Source organism: Micromonospora sp. CA-248212, from assembly GCF_050948405.1.
Taxonomy (GTDB): domain Bacteria; phylum Actinomycetota; class Actinomycetes; order Mycobacteriales; family Micromonosporaceae; genus Micromonospora.
In genome coordinates this window covers 1,499,048-1,514,150 of record NZ_CP192023.1, presented here as the reverse complement: position 1 = coordinate 1,514,150, position 15,103 = coordinate 1,499,048, and the positions used below count along the sequence as shown (strand labels likewise).

The window sequence follows — 15,103 nt, the reverse complement described above, 5'->3', positions numbered from 1 at the left end:
GTGACCGACCGAAGGGATACCACCGTGCTTGATTGGGCTGACTGGCTCATTGGAGCCGGCATCGTTTCTGCCGCCGCGCTCGCGGTTCTGGCCGCGGTCATCTGGGGTCGGATCGCCGGAGAAGCTATCGCGAATGCGGGACGCCCAGCACTGCACCCCGACGACCCGGAACGGAAGGCGGACGAAGCATGACCGCCGGGAATCGGCGCCCAGGTGGCAGATTGCAGGAGTTTCTGACGTGGCTGCAAATCGCGATGCTCCTGCTCATCGCCGCCCTCTTCGTGTTCTTCATCGGCGCAGCGTTCACCGGCGACGGCGTGTCCGACGGCGAGATTCAGGTTGGCGTCTATGGCGTGCTGGCGTTGTTTGCGATGGGGGCTGTGGGGCACATCCTCGACCCGGACAGCCCGCCGAGGAAACGGCGGCGCTGGTGATGGCCCGCATGCCCGGTAGGGCGCACCCGCCGTGGTGCCCGACCTGCCGCAAACCACCTGGCCCGGACTGCGTGTCGCGGGAACGATCCGGTAGGCAGGTGCGGTTGCAGTTGAAGCGGGACCTACGTCGCGACCAGCACGAAGACTGACCCGGACAGGGGTGCCATGACCAACAACGTCGAAGCGTTCATCCGGCAGGCGATGCGCACGCCTGTCCCGTTCGACACACCCCGGCGACCACCGCCGAAGCTGCCTTCCGAGGCACACCCGCCTTACGTCGCGCTGCGAGCCGCCACCAGCGGTGTTGTTCGCGCCCTCGTTGAGTTGCACGCACCCACCGACGGCTATCAGGTCGGCGATCGGATCTTCGGCTGGGTGTGTCGCGGCTGCGACTCGGAGGGCTACGAAACTGAGCCACCGGACTGGCCGTGCCGCAACAGCGCACCATCGCGGTTGATGCTGGCGTGATGGTAGGCGGCCTGCAAGAGGTGCGGCCGTGACCGCGCCGACCGTCGAAGTGATCGTGTCCTGCCCGGACTGCAACACACCGCTCCCGATTACCGTGTGGGCTGAGGTTGCCGGCCGGGCCGACGATGGCGAGCTGCAAGCGACCGTGCTCGGCGACATGATCGAGCTGAAGGCGCACAGCCTCACCTGCAACGGGAGCCTGACATGACCGACGCCCCGTGCCCCGGCCCGCTGGTCTGGTTCGACGCCCCACCCGACAATGCCGTGCTCGAATGCGCGGCCTGCGGCTACCTGATCGTCGCCGGCAACTTCAACGACAAGGCGCACGCCGACACGCCACTCATCCGGGAAGGACTCGCCGCATGACGCCATCACCTCGCGACGCCCTGGCCGTGGCCACCGCAGCAACCACCCTCGGCAAGGCCGTTACCGCCATCGGCGACGCCGTCAGAACTGCCGACGCAACAGGCGACGAACCGGTCCGCGTTCTCGTGCTCGGCGGCTGCGGGCACTGGTGGCGCGAGTCCCGTCCCGCCGAAGTGAAGATCCGACCCGACCAACCGCGCGTGTGCTGCCTCTGCAAGCCGAACCATCCGGCCGCCGTCGGCACGTCACCGCAAGGCATGGCGATGGTGCGCGTGGCGTACCTGCCCGACCCCGGACGGGAGACACTGCCGTGACCAGTCGCCTCAGCATCCAAGGGCTACTCGGCGAACAAGAAGCCGTCGGCAGCCTGCTCGTTGCCGCACCAGACGCGCGCCCCGACGTGGCTGCCGGACGCATTCTCAACGAGTTGATCCGGCGCGGCTGGCAGCCTCCCAGACCTGATCGTGTCGGGCCGCTGCGCGTCAACGTCCTCCACCTCGGCCAGCACAGCGACGAGGACCCGATGATCTACGGCCGGTCGGGCGACAACATCGCGAGCTGGGACTTCCCAGGGCTCCCCCGCCCGGCGCTGGGGCTACCGATCGTTGCCTACGATCCCGCCAGGATGCTCATCGCGGACGGCACCATCACCGAACTAACACCCCGCGTGATCATGTTCGAGATTCCCCGAGCTTCGATCCGCCAGGTGCCGTTCTTCGACTTCCCCGTTCCGGATGAGGAGTGGCACCGTGGCTGACTCCCCCATTGAGCGTCTGATCCACCTGTCTGACGTGCCGTCCGACGTGGTGGTGATCGCTTCAACCGTTGAAGCGGACGAGGTGCTGCCAGGCGAGACGATCGCTCGGGCGATGGCCCGTTTGAACCGGGCGGTAGTTCTCCACACGACCAGCCCGGAGGATCGCTGTGACTAACTCCCCGGTCGAGCGTCTGACGCAAGCGCTCACGAGGTCCACGCAAGACCGGCGGCAGCGGAAGCGCAATCGACGCGTCCGCCGAGCTGGCTGCCCCTGCGGTCGACGCGCCACCCGAGTCCGGTACGTCGACGAGTCAGTTCCGGTGCCCGTCGAGATTTGGACGTGCCTCGTCTGCGCCGACGCGGACAGTTGGCTCAACGGACGCCCGCAGTGGTGGCACGATCGGATGCTGCCAGGCCGAGAGGCTGAGGGCTGGTTCCCGAACGACCGCGAGCCGAAGCGGTGGCTGTACCCGACGCGCCCCGAGTTTCGGGGAACTCATGACTGACTTGCCCATTGAGCGTCTGATCGCCGCGTCGTCGCTGGGCACCCCCGAGGCGGTGGCCGCACGTGCTGGCGTGTCCGATGAGACGGCCAGGCGGATCGTGGAACGGGCGACGCGCGGCCTTGCAACCGAGGTCATGCACTGCCCGGTCGAAGGCTGCCGCTGGGATCATGTGCGCACCGATCCCAACCAGTTCGGGCACCTCATTCAGCTTGCCCCAGATCGCCGTGGATTCGACGTCAGCGCCGCCATGGCCGCCGCGACCCAAGCCGACGACGACGCCTGCCGCGCCCACCTCGACACGCACCCGGTGGAAGACTTCGTGCGCACCATCAACGACCTGCGCAACCAGCTTGACGGCCAGGCGGACACAACCAAGTCGCTGACCTGAACACCGGCACCAACCGCCTACGGTGTGTCTCCGAGACGTTCCCCCACGTGAGGAGACACCGGATGGCCGGCGCCGACAGCAAACCCGTTCAGACCGGCATCGGGTGGGGTGGTGCTACCGCCGTCATCCTCGCCGGCATGTACCCGGCGTTCCATGGCGTCTACTGGGCGATCCCGGTCAGCGCGGCGGTGCGCATCCTCGGCCTCACCCTCAACCACCTGCACTGGCGGGACGTTGAGGTGCCCGCCGCCGACGACTGACCGGGCGTGCAGCCCGAACGAACCTGTCGCCACCGCTCACAAGGCGCTAACCTGGCCGTTCGTTGATCAACGGATGTTCGGGGGTGGCCTATGGTCCGCAGAAACCGCAGCGCACCACCCGCCCACTCCGCCCCGCCCTTTCACGACCCGTGGATACCCCACGACTTCCCCAACACCACCACACTCATCTGCCGCGGCTGCTCCTACAGCCCCGAAGGCCGGCCACTCACCCCCGTGCCGTTCCCCTGCCCCGCCGTTGCCATCCCCCCACCAGATCCCGCCGAACAGCCCGCACCGCCCGACCCGTCGGTGCTGCTGAGTCGCGGCGCCCGGAAACGGCGGATCGCGTTGGGGCTCAGCCAGCGGCAACTCGCCGACCGTGGGCCAATCGCCCTGCGCACCGTCGCGAAGGTGGAGAACGCCCACCCGGGGGCGTTGACGTCCCGCACCGCCGCCACGTTGGAGCGGGCGTTGCAGTGGGACGCCGGCAGCATCCAAAGCATCCTCGACGGCGGCGAGCCGGTTGAACTGTCAAACCCGCCTATCGGTGGGACACCAGAAGTGACTGTGGTGTTGGAGGCCGGGTTGCCGGCGAAAGCGGAAGGGCTGCTGGTGGCCCACATGTCCGCGAGGCGAGCGGACATGGAGGCCGCGTTGGAGGAAGAGGCGAGGATGCTGATCGGCCAGGTTCGGGAAGCCATCCGCGCCGCGCAGAGGTTGGAGAGCGCCCACCGGTGACCGGCGTCGCGCCGGGCGTCCGGTTCATCGCGGGGTTCGGCGACGTGCCGGCGTGGGATGTGTGCTGCATCGAACTGCCCCGCAAAGCGCTCACCCGGCACCGGCTCACCCCTCAGCGGTATCGGGAGCTGCGCGACGCCCAAGACGGGGTGTGCGGCATCTGCGGTCGGGGAAACCTGCGTGGTTGGGACGCTGCGCCCCTGTTCGTCGACCACGACCACGTTTGCTGTATCGACCATCGCAGTGCCTGCGGCCGGTGTGTGCGCGGCCTGCTGTGCTCCGGCTGCAATGGCTGGTTGGGTGAGTTGGAGTTGTGGGGTTGGCGGGCTCACGACCCTGACCTTGCGTGGTGGCAGCCGGCCGCAGTTGCCTACCTTGCCCGTGCCGGCTGCGACCCGACCGATCCGGCCCGCCGGCAGCTCGTTGAGGCCGTGCACCGTCGGAAGGTCGCCAAATGGCCTCAGCCGTGCAAGTGCCGGATCTGTGACCCAGCCCATCCGTTGCATGAAGCCCACAAGCGACTGACCACCCCCGGTCCGACCGGCGGGCTACCTGCCAGTCAACAAGGGGAACCGTTGACCCTCCCGCCGATGTAACACTGACCGCCCCTGACCGGTGCGAGGTGACACCTGTGCGGATCGACGACCTGGATCACCGCCTTAGAGTGATCATGGCGAAGGTGGAGACCGGAAAGCCCACCACCGTTGAGGACGTGCGTCTTGCGGCGCTGCTGTGGGCGGTCGCCGACCAGCCCGACGAGGCTGCGACCGGGCACACCACCGGTGCCGATCTGCGGCTGATCGGTGCGGTCCGGGCGAACCGTGGCGGTGGTGATGCGGCAGCGCAAACGGTCTGCGACGCCGCCCGAGTGTGGCGGGCTAACACCCGCCTCGACGTGGAGCCCAAGCCAGGTCCGGCGCGCAGGCTGCTCGCCGCGGCCGTCGACCACCATCAGCGGTCGTGGTGGCAGAAGAACCGGTTCCGGGTGGCAGCCATACTCGGGTTTGTGGCCTCGGGCGCCATTGGCGCGGAGGCGATCATGGCGATTGAGGGCATGGGCCCGCCGGTGGTGCACGGCGTTCTACTTCTCGTGGTGTTGGCGTGTCTGATTCCGTCCGCGATGGTGATGCTGGTCGCGGCCCGCCGGGTCGGTCGCTGACTGCGGGCAGCTAGCAGCGTTCAGAAATAGACAAAAGCCTTCTTGTAGTCGCACAATCAACGCATGGCGACGGAGACGCGCACCGATGGATTCCGGTATGTCGTGCCCTACCACGTGTGGGCTAGCCGCCGCAGCAGCACCATCGCCGCCGCCAAGCAGTCCGCCCGCCGCAAGCGCAAGCGCGCCGACGGCGACCCGATCGTGCATGTCGTCCTCGAATGGCCGGCAGACGACGACCAACTGCCGCTAGAGCACTGCTGACCGCACCTCAACCAGCAGTCGACCCGTTTCGCCCTGCCATGAATGTCCGCCCTGCTCGTAGACTGGGCGCATGGCCGCCACAGCCCACAGCATCGCCGCCGAACTTCGCCGACGCCTCCCCGACCTCGGCACGAAGAAGCTGCACAAACTGCTCTACTACTGCCAAGGGCACCACCTGGCGACCTTCGACCGACCCCTGTTCGGCGAGACGATCGCCGCCTGGGACATGGGCCCCGTCGTCGGCGCCCTGTGGCGGCAGGAGAAAGACGGGGACATTCCCGTCGTCGACGCGCGCCTTGGTGAGGCCGAGCTGAACACGATCGGCTACGTCATCTCCCGCTACGGCAACCTCACCGGCAACGACCTGGAACACCTCACCCACAGTGAGACGCCGTGGCAGTTGGCGAACACCAGCAGATCCCCCGGCGGCAGCGTCGCCATCCGCCACGACTGGATCCGCGACTACTTCCGCACCGCCGGGGCGGCGGTCGACGGGCCGGCGTTCGACACCGTTCAGGTACGGGACTGGCTGTACGAGACGTCCGCCGCCCACCAGCCGGGTGACTTGGACAGCGTTGACGTGCTGCGGGCCAGGATGACGGCGGGTGCCTGACCCGACCTTGTGGGTGCTGCGCGGCTTCGACCGGCACCTTGACCTGTGGATTTCCGAGTTCGACCCCGACCAAGATTTGATCAACCTGGTGACGGCGTGGGTGCTGTCCCGCTTCGAAGATCCCTTCCAAGGTGTGCGCCGGGAGCAGGGCTTCGACAACCTGTGGTGGGGGCATGTGCCGCTGTCGCTGCGCGACGACACGGTGGTGGTGTGCTCGTATTTCGTTCACGAACGGGAGCGGACGGTGGCGTGCAACAGCATCGTCCCGCTGTCGCTGCCAACATGAAGCCGGGGGCGTAGATGATCGTGCGCGAGTTTGAGGGCTGGCTCGCCGGGGTGCTGGGCGCGCAGCCGTGGGCGGGTCAGGTGGCCCGTTGGTCGACCGGTGGCGGGCCGAAACCCGTGGGCCTGACGCTGGCTGGGCGGGTGCATCTGCAACTCGTCGGCGGGGATCAGAAAGCCGCTCCGCTCGACCCGGCCGACGTGGGTGTCGTCCCGAGCGTGGACGCGTCCCCGACCGACCCGGTGGGTTGGGCTGAGGCGATCGTCCGGACCGTCGCCGAGGTGGGCATGCCGCGCATCAAGTCTGCGGAGACGTACGCGCAGTGGGGCGGCAGTTCGAAGCCGGGCGGCATGCGGGTCGTGTTCGTGGACGGGTCGGAGCTGTTCGCGTCGATCCTTGCCGCAACCAGGTAGCGACACCCGTCGTTTAATCACTTAGAGCCCCAGGCGTACCGACTCGACCGCCTGGGGCTCTGTCGCGTCCACGCTCAGGCGGCCCGCCACCGCTTCTTGTCGTCCGCTGCCGTGGTGGTGCACACCATCGCCTTGCCGGTGACGGTCACACCTCGGGCCCCCTGCGGCGTGCAGAACGACCCAGGGTGCACGCCCTGCCTGACGCTGGCCTTGGTGGGTGTCGGGGACGCCTTGCGGGTGGGCGGCTTCGTTGTCTTCGCCGGTGCGGGCCGTGTCGGCGACTTGGACGTGGCGGACGGTTTCGGCGACAGCTTGCGGGGCGGCGTTGAGGTGGGCGCGACCGCCACATCAGTGGGCGTGGGAGCGTCAGGACTGGCGGTGGGGACGTCGGCGAGCTGATCGACACGCACCGTCGCGGACGGTTTCGGGCTGGCGGTGGGCTCGTTGCCGCCGAGTGCGTTGCCGATGCCGGAGCCGCAGCAGCACAGGCCGACGAGTGCGGCGAGGCCGAGGCCGATCTTCTGCTTCTGATTCAGTTTGCTCACCCGGTCATGGTGGTGAGTTGGTTACGCGTTGGGCACCCGCCGACCGGATACGGCGGTGTCAGGTAGGCGACTGGTCGCGCTTCTTCGGTGGGCGGCCCGACTTCTTGGGTGGCGGCCGGAACGGCGCAAGCTGCGCGATTGCCCTGCCCGGGTCCTCGATGATCCACGAAAGTGCGGCAATGACCGCCTCCGCAATGGTCCACCCGTGAGCATCCAGGGCGTCCCCCGCAGCGTCTTTCACCTCTTGCGTCGGGCGCGCGGTGACGGTCGGGTCGCGGTGGCGGTCGGGCATTTGATCAGTCTGGCACGTTGTGGCTTCCACATTTCACCTCCCTGCGATACTATAAGTGGAGTCCACATAACGAGTCTAGTCGGGAGCCTCGATGGCGATCTACTGCGGAGCGTGCAAGGGCTGGCACTTTGGCGGCCAGCAGGTCGAGAAGTGCCACGGGATCCCCGTCCGCAGCACCAGCCCCGGTGTCACCCTCGACGGCACCACCCGTTGGGCCACCAAGGGAGCCGCCGAGTCCGCTCACGCCGCGCTCGTCGCCCACTGGGACGCCCTCGCCGACGTCGAGGCCGCCTGACATGGCCCTAGCCGCAGAAGACCTCGATCGGGTGGCCCAGGCCGCTCGGTTCACCGGCATTGACGGCGTGCGCGCACGCCTGCGCCGACTCATCGAGCGCATCCAGCAGCAAGGCGATCGGATCGCCAAGTCCATGGACGGTGGCAAGTCGATTGACGACTACACCCAGATCGTCCAAGAGATCAACGACCTGACTGGCGAGGCACTGACCGTCGCCGCGCAGCTCGACGTGCTGGCTTCCATCGCCCGCACCGCCAAGGAGGCTTCATGAAGATCGAACGCTGCTACTGGTACCCGGCCGGCAAGCCGAGCCCGATCGGCTGGCGCTGGCGGTGGACGCGCACTGGCCGCTGGTACTACTGGCTGTCGAATCGGCGGCGGAAGTGACCCGCCAGCCTTTCGCCCACCAGGACGCCTGCGGTATGGCCGGCACCCCCTACGCCGTGTTCGTCAACAGCGTGTTCGTCGAGTACGTCGACACCACCAAAGACCCGTACGGCTACGCAGCCATGGAGCGGATCCTGGCCGCCCACGCACCCGCCCGGCCGTCGATCGAAACGCTGATGGTGTGCGTCAACCACCCGACCACCGCAGCCGTCGACTGCGTCATCTGCGACCCGGAGGACTGACCATGAACGTCACCCTGCCCGGCAACTGGACCGCACCCCGTCGACAGGCCCGCACCTACGAGCACGACGGCCGTGAGGTTTACGCCGACACGGGACGCCCGGTCGATGAGCGCCTGGGTTCGCACGTCGTCCTGTGGATCGTTGAGGACCCCAACTTGTGGGCCAAGGCAATCGAGGTGGAAGGCGACACCCAGCTCGCGGCGTGGCCGAAGCGGCACCGTCACATCGGCGTGCAGCGCCGAGACGAGGCGTACGTTAGTGCCGCCAAGGTGCGGGCCGCCGGCACCCGAAGGTCGATCCACACCACCTGCGGCACCCCCTCCGAGGCTGAGGCGCTGACCGCCGACCTCTACCGGTCCCACCCCAACCCCGGTGTGCGGTACGAGGTGGCCGCCATCACCGGTGCGGACGCCTGCCCTGATTGCCGGCAGCCGAGGATTCACGCTGACGGGCAGTGGCGACACCACACCGGTCGCTGGCCGGTTGAGTGCACCCGTCGACCGGAGCCCCGGCCGGAACCCGAACTGGCCGACGGGGAGTTCGAGATCGACCCTGGCACGGGTGCGATGACGTGCGGTTACTGCGGCTTGACCGAACGGTGGGCTGAGGCGGGGGTCGGCAACGTCCGCCTGACCGGTTTCCACCTGCTCGGTATCGAAGAGTCCACCAACGCGCTGGTGGTGCTCGCCGAGGCGACCGCCCGGTACGGGAAGACCGTCAACCTGCCGCACCACTGCCTGAACATTCCCGACGATGTCCATCAAAGGTACGCCCCGACATCAACCCGCGCGGTTGCCGCCCTGCCCGATAACGAGGACTAACCGATGCCCACCTGGACTGTGATCTCCACCGTTGAGCGCCTTGGTGGCCTCAACGACGCCTGCACCGGTCACCCATTCGCCGCCATCGAGGGCCGCGCCGACGTCGCCGGGTTCGGCATCCACGCCGCCACCGTCACCGCCGACACGGCTGACGCCGCATTCGACGTGGTCCGTGAGGCGTTCCGGATCGCCGGCAACATCGCCACCAACCGCGACCCCAACAACGGCCCGCCGATCGTCGTCGACCGGTGGACGGTCATCGGCACCGCCACCAACGGTGTGTGCGCCACCCACGACGTGCGCGCTGTTGTTGCCGGGGAGCACACGGTGCACGGCCGGTACGAGTCGATGCTGTCGCACCGCTGGGAGCGGGTCGTTGACGCCCCGGACGTGGGCGCCGCCGAGTCGGCCGGGTACAAGGCTGCGGCCGAGGTGTACGACGAGACGTGGGACTGACCATGAAGTCGAATCGACTTGCCGGCCACACCCTCCCCAATGAGGGCCGCATCAACTACAACAGTGGCTCGGCCTGCTGCGGACCTGCCGTCTGTTCGTGCGGGGAGCAGTCCGAGGTGCTGCATGGCGCGAACGCCCGGAAGCGGTGGCACAGGCAGCACAAGGACGACGTGCGGGCGAGGCGTGCCTGACATGCCGGTGATCAAGAACCGGGCAGCGTTCGCCGAGTACGCCGCCCCGGAGGCCGTCGCCGCGTACCTGCGCAAAGCCCAAGAGGCTGCCGCCAGGGCCAACGCCGAGGTGCGCTGGCTGACGCAACTGCTCGCCGACAAGACCAACGCCGCCAGTGAGGGCGGCACCCAACCGACGGACGGAGGTACCGCATGCTGACCGACCAGGAGATCACCGAAACCGCCATCCGGCTGATCGACGGGGAGCTTGACCGGCTCGCCCGCTACGACCGCACCGACCAGATCGACCGACTTGTGCGCGAGCACCACGACGTGCCCATCGAGTCGGGCCGGGACGTTCGCGCCGCCCACCAGCAAATCCGGGAGGCTGTCGCGTTCCTGCGCCTCGACCTGGCCCAGTACGCCGCAGCCCGCAACATCGCCATTCCTGCCACCTGACGGAACGGAGACACCACATGACCGACACCGCAGCCACCCTCGCCGAGGTGGAAACCGCCATCAACACCGCCGTCGCCGACGGCCTGCCGCAACCCGCCCGGAAAACCGTCGGTGCCAACCACGGCAACCACGGCCCGTTCGTCAACCTTGGGCTGAACACCCCCGCCGATGTCGACCGGTGGGCGGCGCACGTCGGCGCGACCGTCGGCTACGGCGACATCACCTACACCCCGGCCGAAGGTGACCCGTTCCACGAGTACGGCACGAACGCGGAGGGCAGCGTGTACGGCCGCTGGCTGGGTCGCACCGTGTACGTGTCGTGCCAGGTGCCCGGACCGCACCCGGCCTGATGGGCGTACTCAACTACCCGCCAGCACACGAACGGAGCACCGCATGACCGACCAGCAGACCACCACCAGCATCAGCCCCGAGGAGCAGAACGCCCGCCTCAACGGCCCCGTCCACGGCTGGTTCGAGCTGACCTACTCTAACTACCTCGTCCTCAACCGCTCCCTCATGCAGTCGATGCCCGTCGACTGGCAGGAACGCATGGTGGCGTGCCTCAACGAGATCCACACCGCCTACAACCACCTCGACCACCCCGAGGTTTACGACGTGACCGCGGCCGTGGAGTGCACCTACAGCGACCTCAGTGTCGATGACATGCGTGAGTTGGGCGTCACCCAGCCGGACGCCCCGGCCGGCGACTTCGACGACTCGTGGGAGGACCGCTACTACGACAAGGCTGGCAACGAGCACAGCGGCGGCGAACGCGTGCTGGTGCCGCGTCGGGGCGGTGACCCGATCCCGCACTACAACCGGGGGCGGACGTTCGTTGAGCCGATTTTCCTGGACGACGAAGCGTTCTTGGACGACGACGCCGCGTGGGAGCACGCCCGCACGGCCTGACCGGCGTACCGCCGCACCGGAACCCGTGTCCGGCGCGAGCGGCAGCCGACCAGACCACCAGGGAGTCCCAACATGGCAGACCAGCGCTACGAGATACGCCCCCTTGGTCCGTGGATCGGACCTGTCACCCGCAACCGCCAGTCCGGCTCAGCCTTCCGCGCCCCATGGTCGGCAACTCTCGACCTGATCGCACGGGAAACCGTGCTGCTGGGTGCTCGCCTGGTTGTCATTCAGGTGGACGCCACCGAAGCGGACCTGCGCCGCGACGGGATGCTCCGCGCCAACGCCAAGGTGAACTTCCCCGGCGTCAAGGTGTCGTTCGAGTCGAAGCACGGCCCGCTGACGTACGCCACCGACGAGTACGCCCACTGGCAGGCCAACGTCCGCGCGGTGGCCCTTTCCCTGCAAGCGCTGCGCGCAGTGGACCGGTACGGGGTGTCGAAGTCGGGCGAACAGTACCGAGGTTGGAACGCCCTGCCGGCTGGCTCCCCCGACGGGCAGATGACCGCCGATGATGCGGCGCGGCTGCTCGCCGGCTACGCCGACGCCGGGGTGACCGCTGAGCGGGTGCTGTCTGACGCTGAGGTGCGCCGGACCGCGTTTCGGCAGGCGTCACGGCGGACCCATCCCGACCACGGCGGCGACGCTGAAGCTTTCGCACGGGTAACCGCCGCTCGTGACCTGCTGGACGCCGCTGTGGGGGTAGGACGATGACCTGCCTTGAGATTGTCGCTGGATGCGCGGAGTGCGAGTCTGCCCCTCGGCCTGCGCTCCCCCACGAGTGCCACGAGTTGTGCCGTATGACCGGGGAGATGAAGCGCGCCAGCGACAGCTTCCACCGGCTGATGCACCAGCCCCACCGCCACGACTGCGGCACCGTCCTGGACGACCGCAAAGGCAACCACTTCGAGGTGCGGGTGGTGTGCGGATTCCGGTGCTGCGTGCAGTTGTTCTGCCCCGGCTGCCGCCGCGAGACGGGCGGGTGGGGTCCGATCGGCTGCCTTTGCCAGGGACGCAACGGGCACGGCACCCGCGCCGAGTTCAAACGGCCGGGTGCCGGACGGTTCGTGAAGCCGTCGAAGCGGAGGGGTCGATGACCACCCTCAACGACCTCAGCCAGGGTGACAACGCCTGCCACGCCTTCGGGCGGCCCGACGTGATCCAGCCGGACGGCACTGTCCCACCGCATGACGTGCTCGGGCTGGCGTCACCGTGCGACACGGCACCGAGCATCCTGCCGGGTAACGCGCGTGTCCAGCGGCTGCGGCACCCGTCCGCGCCTTCCCCGATGGGTTGCCGCTGGTGTGGTGTCGCCAAGCAAGAGCATCCGCAGTTGTGGGTGCCCGGCAAAAGCTGGCACGGCTGGACGGAACCCACCCGGGCGCAGATCGCGGCACGCCTACGGTCGCGGCTGTCCCCATCGCAGTGCGCAGAGTTCGCCGACACCGTCAACCTGCCCGCCTGACCCACCGAAGGAGATCCGCCATGGAGATCGACGTTCGCACCACGGAGTACTCCGTGTGCGCCCTGCCCGAGGACCACATCGACGCGGGCATGTTCACCATCGAGGTCGCGTACCGGGGCCCCGGGTCGTGGGCTGTGCTGCGTGGTCGCCTCTGCCTCGGCGCTGACGGCACGTGGGAGCTTGAGCCCATCCCGTCGGAGCGCACCGACGAGTGGAAGGCAGCGCACCGCTTCGACGAGAAGACGGCTGTCCGTTTGGCATACGAGGCGGCCCCAAAGCTGCGGATCAACGGCTGGACACCCGAGGCGATCCTCGCCCACGACCGCGCGGTTCAGGCCCAGCCGTGACCGCCCCCGCCGCCGTGCCGCAGTCGGACGACCACGACATGGAGATCGTCCGCGACGAGCAACGCAAGCGCGGCTGGTACCTGTCGTGGCACTGCACCGTGAAGGGCTGCCACGCCGCCGGCAACACCACCACTCCGTCACGGGAGTCCGCGCAGAAGCTGTTCCGACTTGTGGCTGAGGGTCACCGCCAGTCCGCAGAGCAGACCCGATAACTCCCATTTACGGACGAGATCAACAGAGGAGAAGCGAGATGGACACCTGCACAGATCCGGAGTGCTCGGCTCAAACTGACCTTCGATGTGACGGTCCGACCGGGCAGGGCTGCCGTGAGCCGTTCTGTGGCGAGCACCTGTTCGCCACCACCCGCGACGGCTACCTATGCTCCGTCGACTACGACAACGTTGAAGGCCACGCACTTGAGGGCGAGACCCAGCCGTGACCGCTCTCGCCGCCGCGCCGCAGCCGGGCGACCACCACGCCCGGCTCCTGGCCGCCTACCTCGACGGCCTCCGCAGCCCACTCACCGCCGATACCTACCGCCGCGACAACCCGGCCGTGAGCTGCGGCAACTTGTCCGTACATGCCCGGCCGCTGCCCCACTGGGCGGTTGACACACAATCCCGACGTGATCAGGCGGGATCCCCCGGACATCAGCTCAGAGGAGCTGGCGGGTGTCCTACGTGAACAGATCATGTCCGGGCAGCTAGCCCCCGGAGCCCGCGTCCCCTCCGAGCGGTGGCTACGCGAAACCCACGGGGTGTCCCGCGCCCTGGTGCGCCTCGCCGTCGCCACCCTCCGCAACGAGGGCCTGGTTGTCACCCGTCAGGGCCAAACTTCGAGGGTGCGGCCCGTGTACGACAAGCGCCCGATCGACCTCACCAGCGTGGTGAGGATCGAGACGCGCATGCCGACGGCGCCGGAGCGGGAACGCCTGGACGATGTGCTGCCGGACGGCATGGGTGAGGGTGTGCCCGTGTTCGTGGTGTGGCGCTCGGCTGTGGACTCGCCGGAGCTGCTGCCGGGCGACAGGTGGATGCTGCCCGGACCTGCGCAGGATCGTGAGCAACGCTAACGAGTAGTCCCGTCGGCGGGATATGCGTTCATGGAACCTTTTCACCATGAGCATGTCCGTACATGCGGGGGTTGCTTGCTGCGTCGATTCGGGCAGCATCGACTACTCAAACAAGCAACATCAACTACTCACTGGTGCTGGTCACAGCGTGCGTGACCCCCGAACAGCCGTCAACCGAACGGACACGACTTAAGGGATCTTTAAGGCAACAGCACCACCCGCACACCGGATAGTTCCCACAGCAAGCAATTTGAGAACGTGAACGACAGGTAACACGTACTACCACCGGCATCCACGGGGAGGAAGCCATGGCACCACCCACGCAGTCCAGACGAAGGCCACGCCTCCTGCTGCCCACCGCACCACCAGGCTGACCCCCAAGCCAGCCCGGCACGCGTGCCCTCACCGCACACGAGCCAACCGCCGCACCCCACCGGTCGGGACGACCGCGGCGGGGAGACGCCACCACCAGCGACGTCGTCTCCGACCCCTCCCCACGACGAATCGGAGCAAAGCCGCTCATGAGCCATGAATGGAAGACACAACCGACAGACGCCGCACCGGGCTACGTGCGCGCCGCCAACATCTGCGGAATCGCCGCCGCCGTCCTCGCCGCCGTGTTCGCTTTCTACTTCGCGCTGTACACCACCGGCACGCTGCCCACGCCGTCGATCGGCCTGACACCGGTGTGGACGACCGGCGTCGGCCTGCTCGCTGCGGTGAAGATCGTGCAGTGCGTGGCGGACCGAGCCGTGCAGCGCCTCTGCGATCTCGTTGAGATGCGGTTCGCCGCCGTCAACGACCGGCTCGACCGGGTGTCCGAGTCTTCGCTTGCCGCCGCTCAGGAGACGGGCCGGTGGAAGGGCATCGCTGCCACCTTGCGGGAGGCGCAGCAGGGTGACACCGGTGAGGTGATTGCGATCGGCGGTCAGCGGCGCCGTCAGAGCTGATCTGTTCGGAGGGTGCGGCGGGGCTAGGGTGACCTGGCCCCGCCTTT

34 protein-coding genes are annotated in these 15,103 nt (G+C 68.1%); 32 read left to right on the top strand and 2 right to left on the bottom strand.

Translation table 11 applies throughout. The features are described 5' to 3' along the window. Positions 1–221: 221 nt before the first annotated feature. The 16 genes from ACQP03_RS07210 (at position 222) to ACQP03_RS07135 (ending at position 6,646) form a co-directional block, all read left to right on the top strand. The gene (locus ACQP03_RS07210; protein ID WP_433460626.1) at positions 222–434 is read left to right on the top strand and encodes a hypothetical protein; all 213 of its coding nucleotides are present in this window, start codon (positions 222–224) and stop codon (positions 432–434) included. 165 nt (positions 435–599) lie between these two features. Further along, on the top strand, positions 600–902 hold the full coding sequence (locus ACQP03_RS07205) for a hypothetical protein (RefSeq protein ID WP_433460625.1): 303 nt from the start codon (positions 600–602) through the stop codon (positions 900–902). A 28-nt stretch (positions 903–930) separates the two neighbouring features. Then, positions 931–1,110: a hypothetical protein gene (locus tag ACQP03_RS07200; RefSeq protein ID WP_433460624.1), complete on the top strand. Its 180-nt coding sequence runs from the start codon at positions 931–933 to the stop codon at positions 1,108–1,110. After that, positions 1,107–1,268, top strand: a complete 162-nt coding sequence (locus ACQP03_RS07195; RefSeq protein WP_433460623.1) for a hypothetical protein — start codon at positions 1,107–1,109, stop codon at positions 1,266–1,268. The genes ACQP03_RS07200 and ACQP03_RS07195 overlap by 4 nt, the downstream gene beginning before the upstream one ends. Then, positions 1,265–1,582: a hypothetical protein gene (locus ACQP03_RS07190; protein WP_433460622.1), complete on the top strand. Its 318-nt coding sequence runs from the start codon at positions 1,265–1,267 to the stop codon at positions 1,580–1,582. The genes ACQP03_RS07195 and ACQP03_RS07190 overlap by 4 nt, the downstream gene beginning before the upstream one ends. Next, positions 1,579–2,025 carry a hypothetical protein gene (locus tag ACQP03_RS07185; RefSeq protein ID WP_433460621.1) on the top strand — a complete coding sequence of 149 codons (447 nt, stop codon included), beginning with the start codon at positions 1,579–1,581 and terminating at the stop codon, positions 2,023–2,025. Before ACQP03_RS07190 ends, ACQP03_RS07185 begins: the two co-directional genes overlap by 4 nt. Continuing rightward, entirely contained in the window at positions 2,018–2,200 is a 183-nt protein-coding gene (locus ACQP03_RS07180) for a hypothetical protein (protein WP_433460620.1), read from the top strand. The genes ACQP03_RS07185 and ACQP03_RS07180 overlap by 8 nt, the downstream gene beginning before the upstream one ends. A gap of 323 nt (positions 2,201–2,523) precedes the next feature. Further along, positions 2,524–2,919 carry a hypothetical protein gene (locus ACQP03_RS07175; protein WP_433460619.1) on the top strand — a complete coding sequence of 132 codons (396 nt, stop codon included), beginning with the start codon at positions 2,524–2,526 and terminating at the stop codon, positions 2,917–2,919. Between the two features lie 62 nt (positions 2,920–2,981). Further along, positions 2,982–3,179, top strand: a complete 198-nt coding sequence (locus ACQP03_RS07170) for a hypothetical protein (RefSeq protein WP_433460618.1) — start codon at positions 2,982–2,984, stop codon at positions 3,177–3,179. A 90-nt stretch (positions 3,180–3,269) separates the two neighbouring features. Beyond that, the gene (locus ACQP03_RS07165) at positions 3,270–3,917 is read left to right on the top strand and encodes a helix-turn-helix domain-containing protein (protein WP_357130945.1); all 648 of its coding nucleotides are present in this window, start codon (positions 3,270–3,272) and stop codon (positions 3,915–3,917) included. Beyond that, complete coding sequence (locus tag ACQP03_RS07160; RefSeq protein WP_433460617.1) at positions 3,914–4,513, top strand: endonuclease domain-containing protein; 600 nt, start codon at positions 3,914–3,916, stop codon at positions 4,511–4,513. Before ACQP03_RS07165 ends, ACQP03_RS07160 begins: the two co-directional genes overlap by 4 nt. A 35-nt stretch (positions 4,514–4,548) precedes the next feature. After that, positions 4,549–5,076 carry a hypothetical protein gene (locus tag ACQP03_RS07155; RefSeq protein WP_433460616.1) on the top strand — a complete coding sequence of 176 codons (528 nt, stop codon included), beginning with the start codon at positions 4,549–4,551 and terminating at the stop codon, positions 5,074–5,076. Positions 5,077–5,139: 63 nt separating this feature from the next. After that, positions 5,140–5,337: a hypothetical protein gene (locus tag ACQP03_RS07150; protein WP_433460615.1), complete on the top strand. Its 198-nt coding sequence runs from the start codon at positions 5,140–5,142 to the stop codon at positions 5,335–5,337. A gap of 70 nt (positions 5,338–5,407) precedes the next feature. Further along, positions 5,408–5,950, top strand: coding sequence for a Panacea domain-containing protein (locus ACQP03_RS07145; protein ID WP_433460614.1), 543 nt, complete (start codon positions 5,408–5,410; stop codon positions 5,948–5,950). Further along, entirely contained in the window at positions 5,943–6,236 is a 294-nt protein-coding gene (locus ACQP03_RS07140; protein ID WP_433460613.1) for a hypothetical protein, read from the top strand. Before ACQP03_RS07145 ends, ACQP03_RS07140 begins: the two co-directional genes overlap by 8 nt. A 20-nt stretch (positions 6,237–6,256) precedes the next feature. Continuing rightward, positions 6,257–6,646 carry a hypothetical protein gene (locus ACQP03_RS07135; protein ID WP_433460612.1) on the top strand — a complete coding sequence of 130 codons (390 nt, stop codon included), beginning with the start codon at positions 6,257–6,259 and terminating at the stop codon, positions 6,644–6,646. Between the two features lie 74 nt (positions 6,647–6,720). On the opposite strand, the gene ACQP03_RS07130 is transcribed toward ACQP03_RS07135, so the two are convergent. Beyond that, the gene (locus tag ACQP03_RS07130; RefSeq protein ID WP_433460611.1) at positions 6,721–7,191 is read right to left on the bottom strand and encodes a hypothetical protein; all 471 of its coding nucleotides are present in this window, start codon (positions 7,189–7,191) and stop codon (positions 6,721–6,723) included. A gap of 58 nt (positions 7,192–7,249) precedes the next feature. After that, positions 7,250–7,483 carry a hypothetical protein gene (locus tag ACQP03_RS07125; RefSeq protein WP_433460610.1) on the bottom strand — a complete coding sequence of 78 codons (234 nt, stop codon included), beginning with the start codon at positions 7,481–7,483 and terminating at the stop codon, positions 7,250–7,252. 91 nt (positions 7,484–7,574) lie between these two features. On the opposite strand from ACQP03_RS07125, the gene ACQP03_RS07120 reads away from it, so the two are divergent. From ACQP03_RS07120 to ACQP03_RS07045, 16 genes are all read left to right on the top strand, one after another. Continuing rightward, on the top strand, positions 7,575–7,778 hold the full coding sequence (locus ACQP03_RS07120; RefSeq protein ID WP_433460609.1) for a hypothetical protein: 204 nt from the start codon (positions 7,575–7,577) through the stop codon (positions 7,776–7,778). Between the two features lies 1 nt (position 7,779). After that, a complete protein-coding gene (locus tag ACQP03_RS07115) occupies positions 7,780–8,049 on the top strand; it encodes a hypothetical protein (RefSeq protein WP_433460608.1) in 270 nt (89 codons plus the stop codon). Positions 8,050–8,161: 112 nt separating this feature from the next. After that, positions 8,162–8,407, top strand: a complete 246-nt coding sequence (locus ACQP03_RS07110) for a hypothetical protein (protein ID WP_433460607.1) — start codon at positions 8,162–8,164, stop codon at positions 8,405–8,407. Between the two features lie 2 nt (positions 8,408–8,409). After that, positions 8,410–9,228: a hypothetical protein gene (locus ACQP03_RS07105; RefSeq protein ID WP_357130982.1), complete on the top strand. Its 819-nt coding sequence runs from the start codon at positions 8,410–8,412 to the stop codon at positions 9,226–9,228. A 3-nt stretch (positions 9,229–9,231) separates the two neighbouring features. Continuing rightward, positions 9,232–9,684: a hypothetical protein gene (locus tag ACQP03_RS07100; protein WP_433460606.1), complete on the top strand. Its 453-nt coding sequence runs from the start codon at positions 9,232–9,234 to the stop codon at positions 9,682–9,684. 183 nt (positions 9,685–9,867) lie between these two features. After that, positions 9,868–10,074, top strand: coding sequence for a hypothetical protein (locus tag ACQP03_RS07095; RefSeq protein WP_357130988.1), 207 nt, complete (start codon positions 9,868–9,870; stop codon positions 10,072–10,074). Next, positions 10,068–10,313, top strand: a complete 246-nt coding sequence (locus ACQP03_RS07090) for a hypothetical protein (RefSeq protein ID WP_357130991.1) — start codon at positions 10,068–10,070, stop codon at positions 10,311–10,313. Before ACQP03_RS07095 ends, ACQP03_RS07090 begins: the two co-directional genes overlap by 7 nt. A gap of 17 nt (positions 10,314–10,330) precedes the next feature. Then, positions 10,331–10,663: a hypothetical protein gene (locus ACQP03_RS07085; protein ID WP_357130994.1), complete on the top strand. Its 333-nt coding sequence runs from the start codon at positions 10,331–10,333 to the stop codon at positions 10,661–10,663. Between the two features lie 43 nt (positions 10,664–10,706). After that, positions 10,707–11,222 (top strand): hypothetical protein, encoded by a 516-nt coding sequence (locus ACQP03_RS07080; RefSeq protein ID WP_433460605.1) that lies wholly within the window; start codon positions 10,707–10,709, stop codon positions 11,220–11,222. 72 nt (positions 11,223–11,294) lie between these two features. After that, the gene (locus tag ACQP03_RS07075; protein ID WP_357131000.1) at positions 11,295–11,936 is read left to right on the top strand and encodes a hypothetical protein; all 642 of its coding nucleotides are present in this window, start codon (positions 11,295–11,297) and stop codon (positions 11,934–11,936) included. A 98-nt stretch (positions 11,937–12,034) separates the two neighbouring features. Further along, the gene (locus ACQP03_RS07070; protein ID WP_357131003.1) at positions 12,035–12,319 is read left to right on the top strand and encodes a hypothetical protein; all 285 of its coding nucleotides are present in this window, start codon (positions 12,035–12,037) and stop codon (positions 12,317–12,319) included. Next, positions 12,316–12,687: a hypothetical protein gene (locus ACQP03_RS07065; RefSeq protein WP_357131006.1), complete on the top strand. Its 372-nt coding sequence runs from the start codon at positions 12,316–12,318 to the stop codon at positions 12,685–12,687. Before ACQP03_RS07070 ends, ACQP03_RS07065 begins: the two co-directional genes overlap by 4 nt. 20 nt (positions 12,688–12,707) lie before the next feature. Next, on the top strand, positions 12,708–13,034 hold the full coding sequence (locus tag ACQP03_RS07060) for a hypothetical protein (RefSeq protein ID WP_357131009.1): 327 nt from the start codon (positions 12,708–12,710) through the stop codon (positions 13,032–13,034). Next, complete coding sequence (locus ACQP03_RS07055) at positions 13,031–13,246, top strand: hypothetical protein (protein ID WP_433460604.1); 216 nt, start codon at positions 13,031–13,033, stop codon at positions 13,244–13,246. The genes ACQP03_RS07060 and ACQP03_RS07055 overlap by 4 nt, the downstream gene beginning before the upstream one ends. A gap of 413 nt (positions 13,247–13,659) precedes the next feature. Further along, positions 13,660–14,106 (top strand): winged helix-turn-helix domain-containing protein, encoded by a 447-nt coding sequence (locus tag ACQP03_RS07050; RefSeq protein ID WP_357131015.1) that lies wholly within the window; start codon positions 13,660–13,662, stop codon positions 14,104–14,106. A gap of 521 nt (positions 14,107–14,627) precedes the next feature. Beyond that, positions 14,628–15,056, top strand: coding sequence for a hypothetical protein (locus tag ACQP03_RS07045; RefSeq protein ID WP_433460603.1), 429 nt, complete (start codon positions 14,628–14,630; stop codon positions 15,054–15,056). The last annotated feature ends 47 nt before the right edge of the window (positions 15,057–15,103 follow it).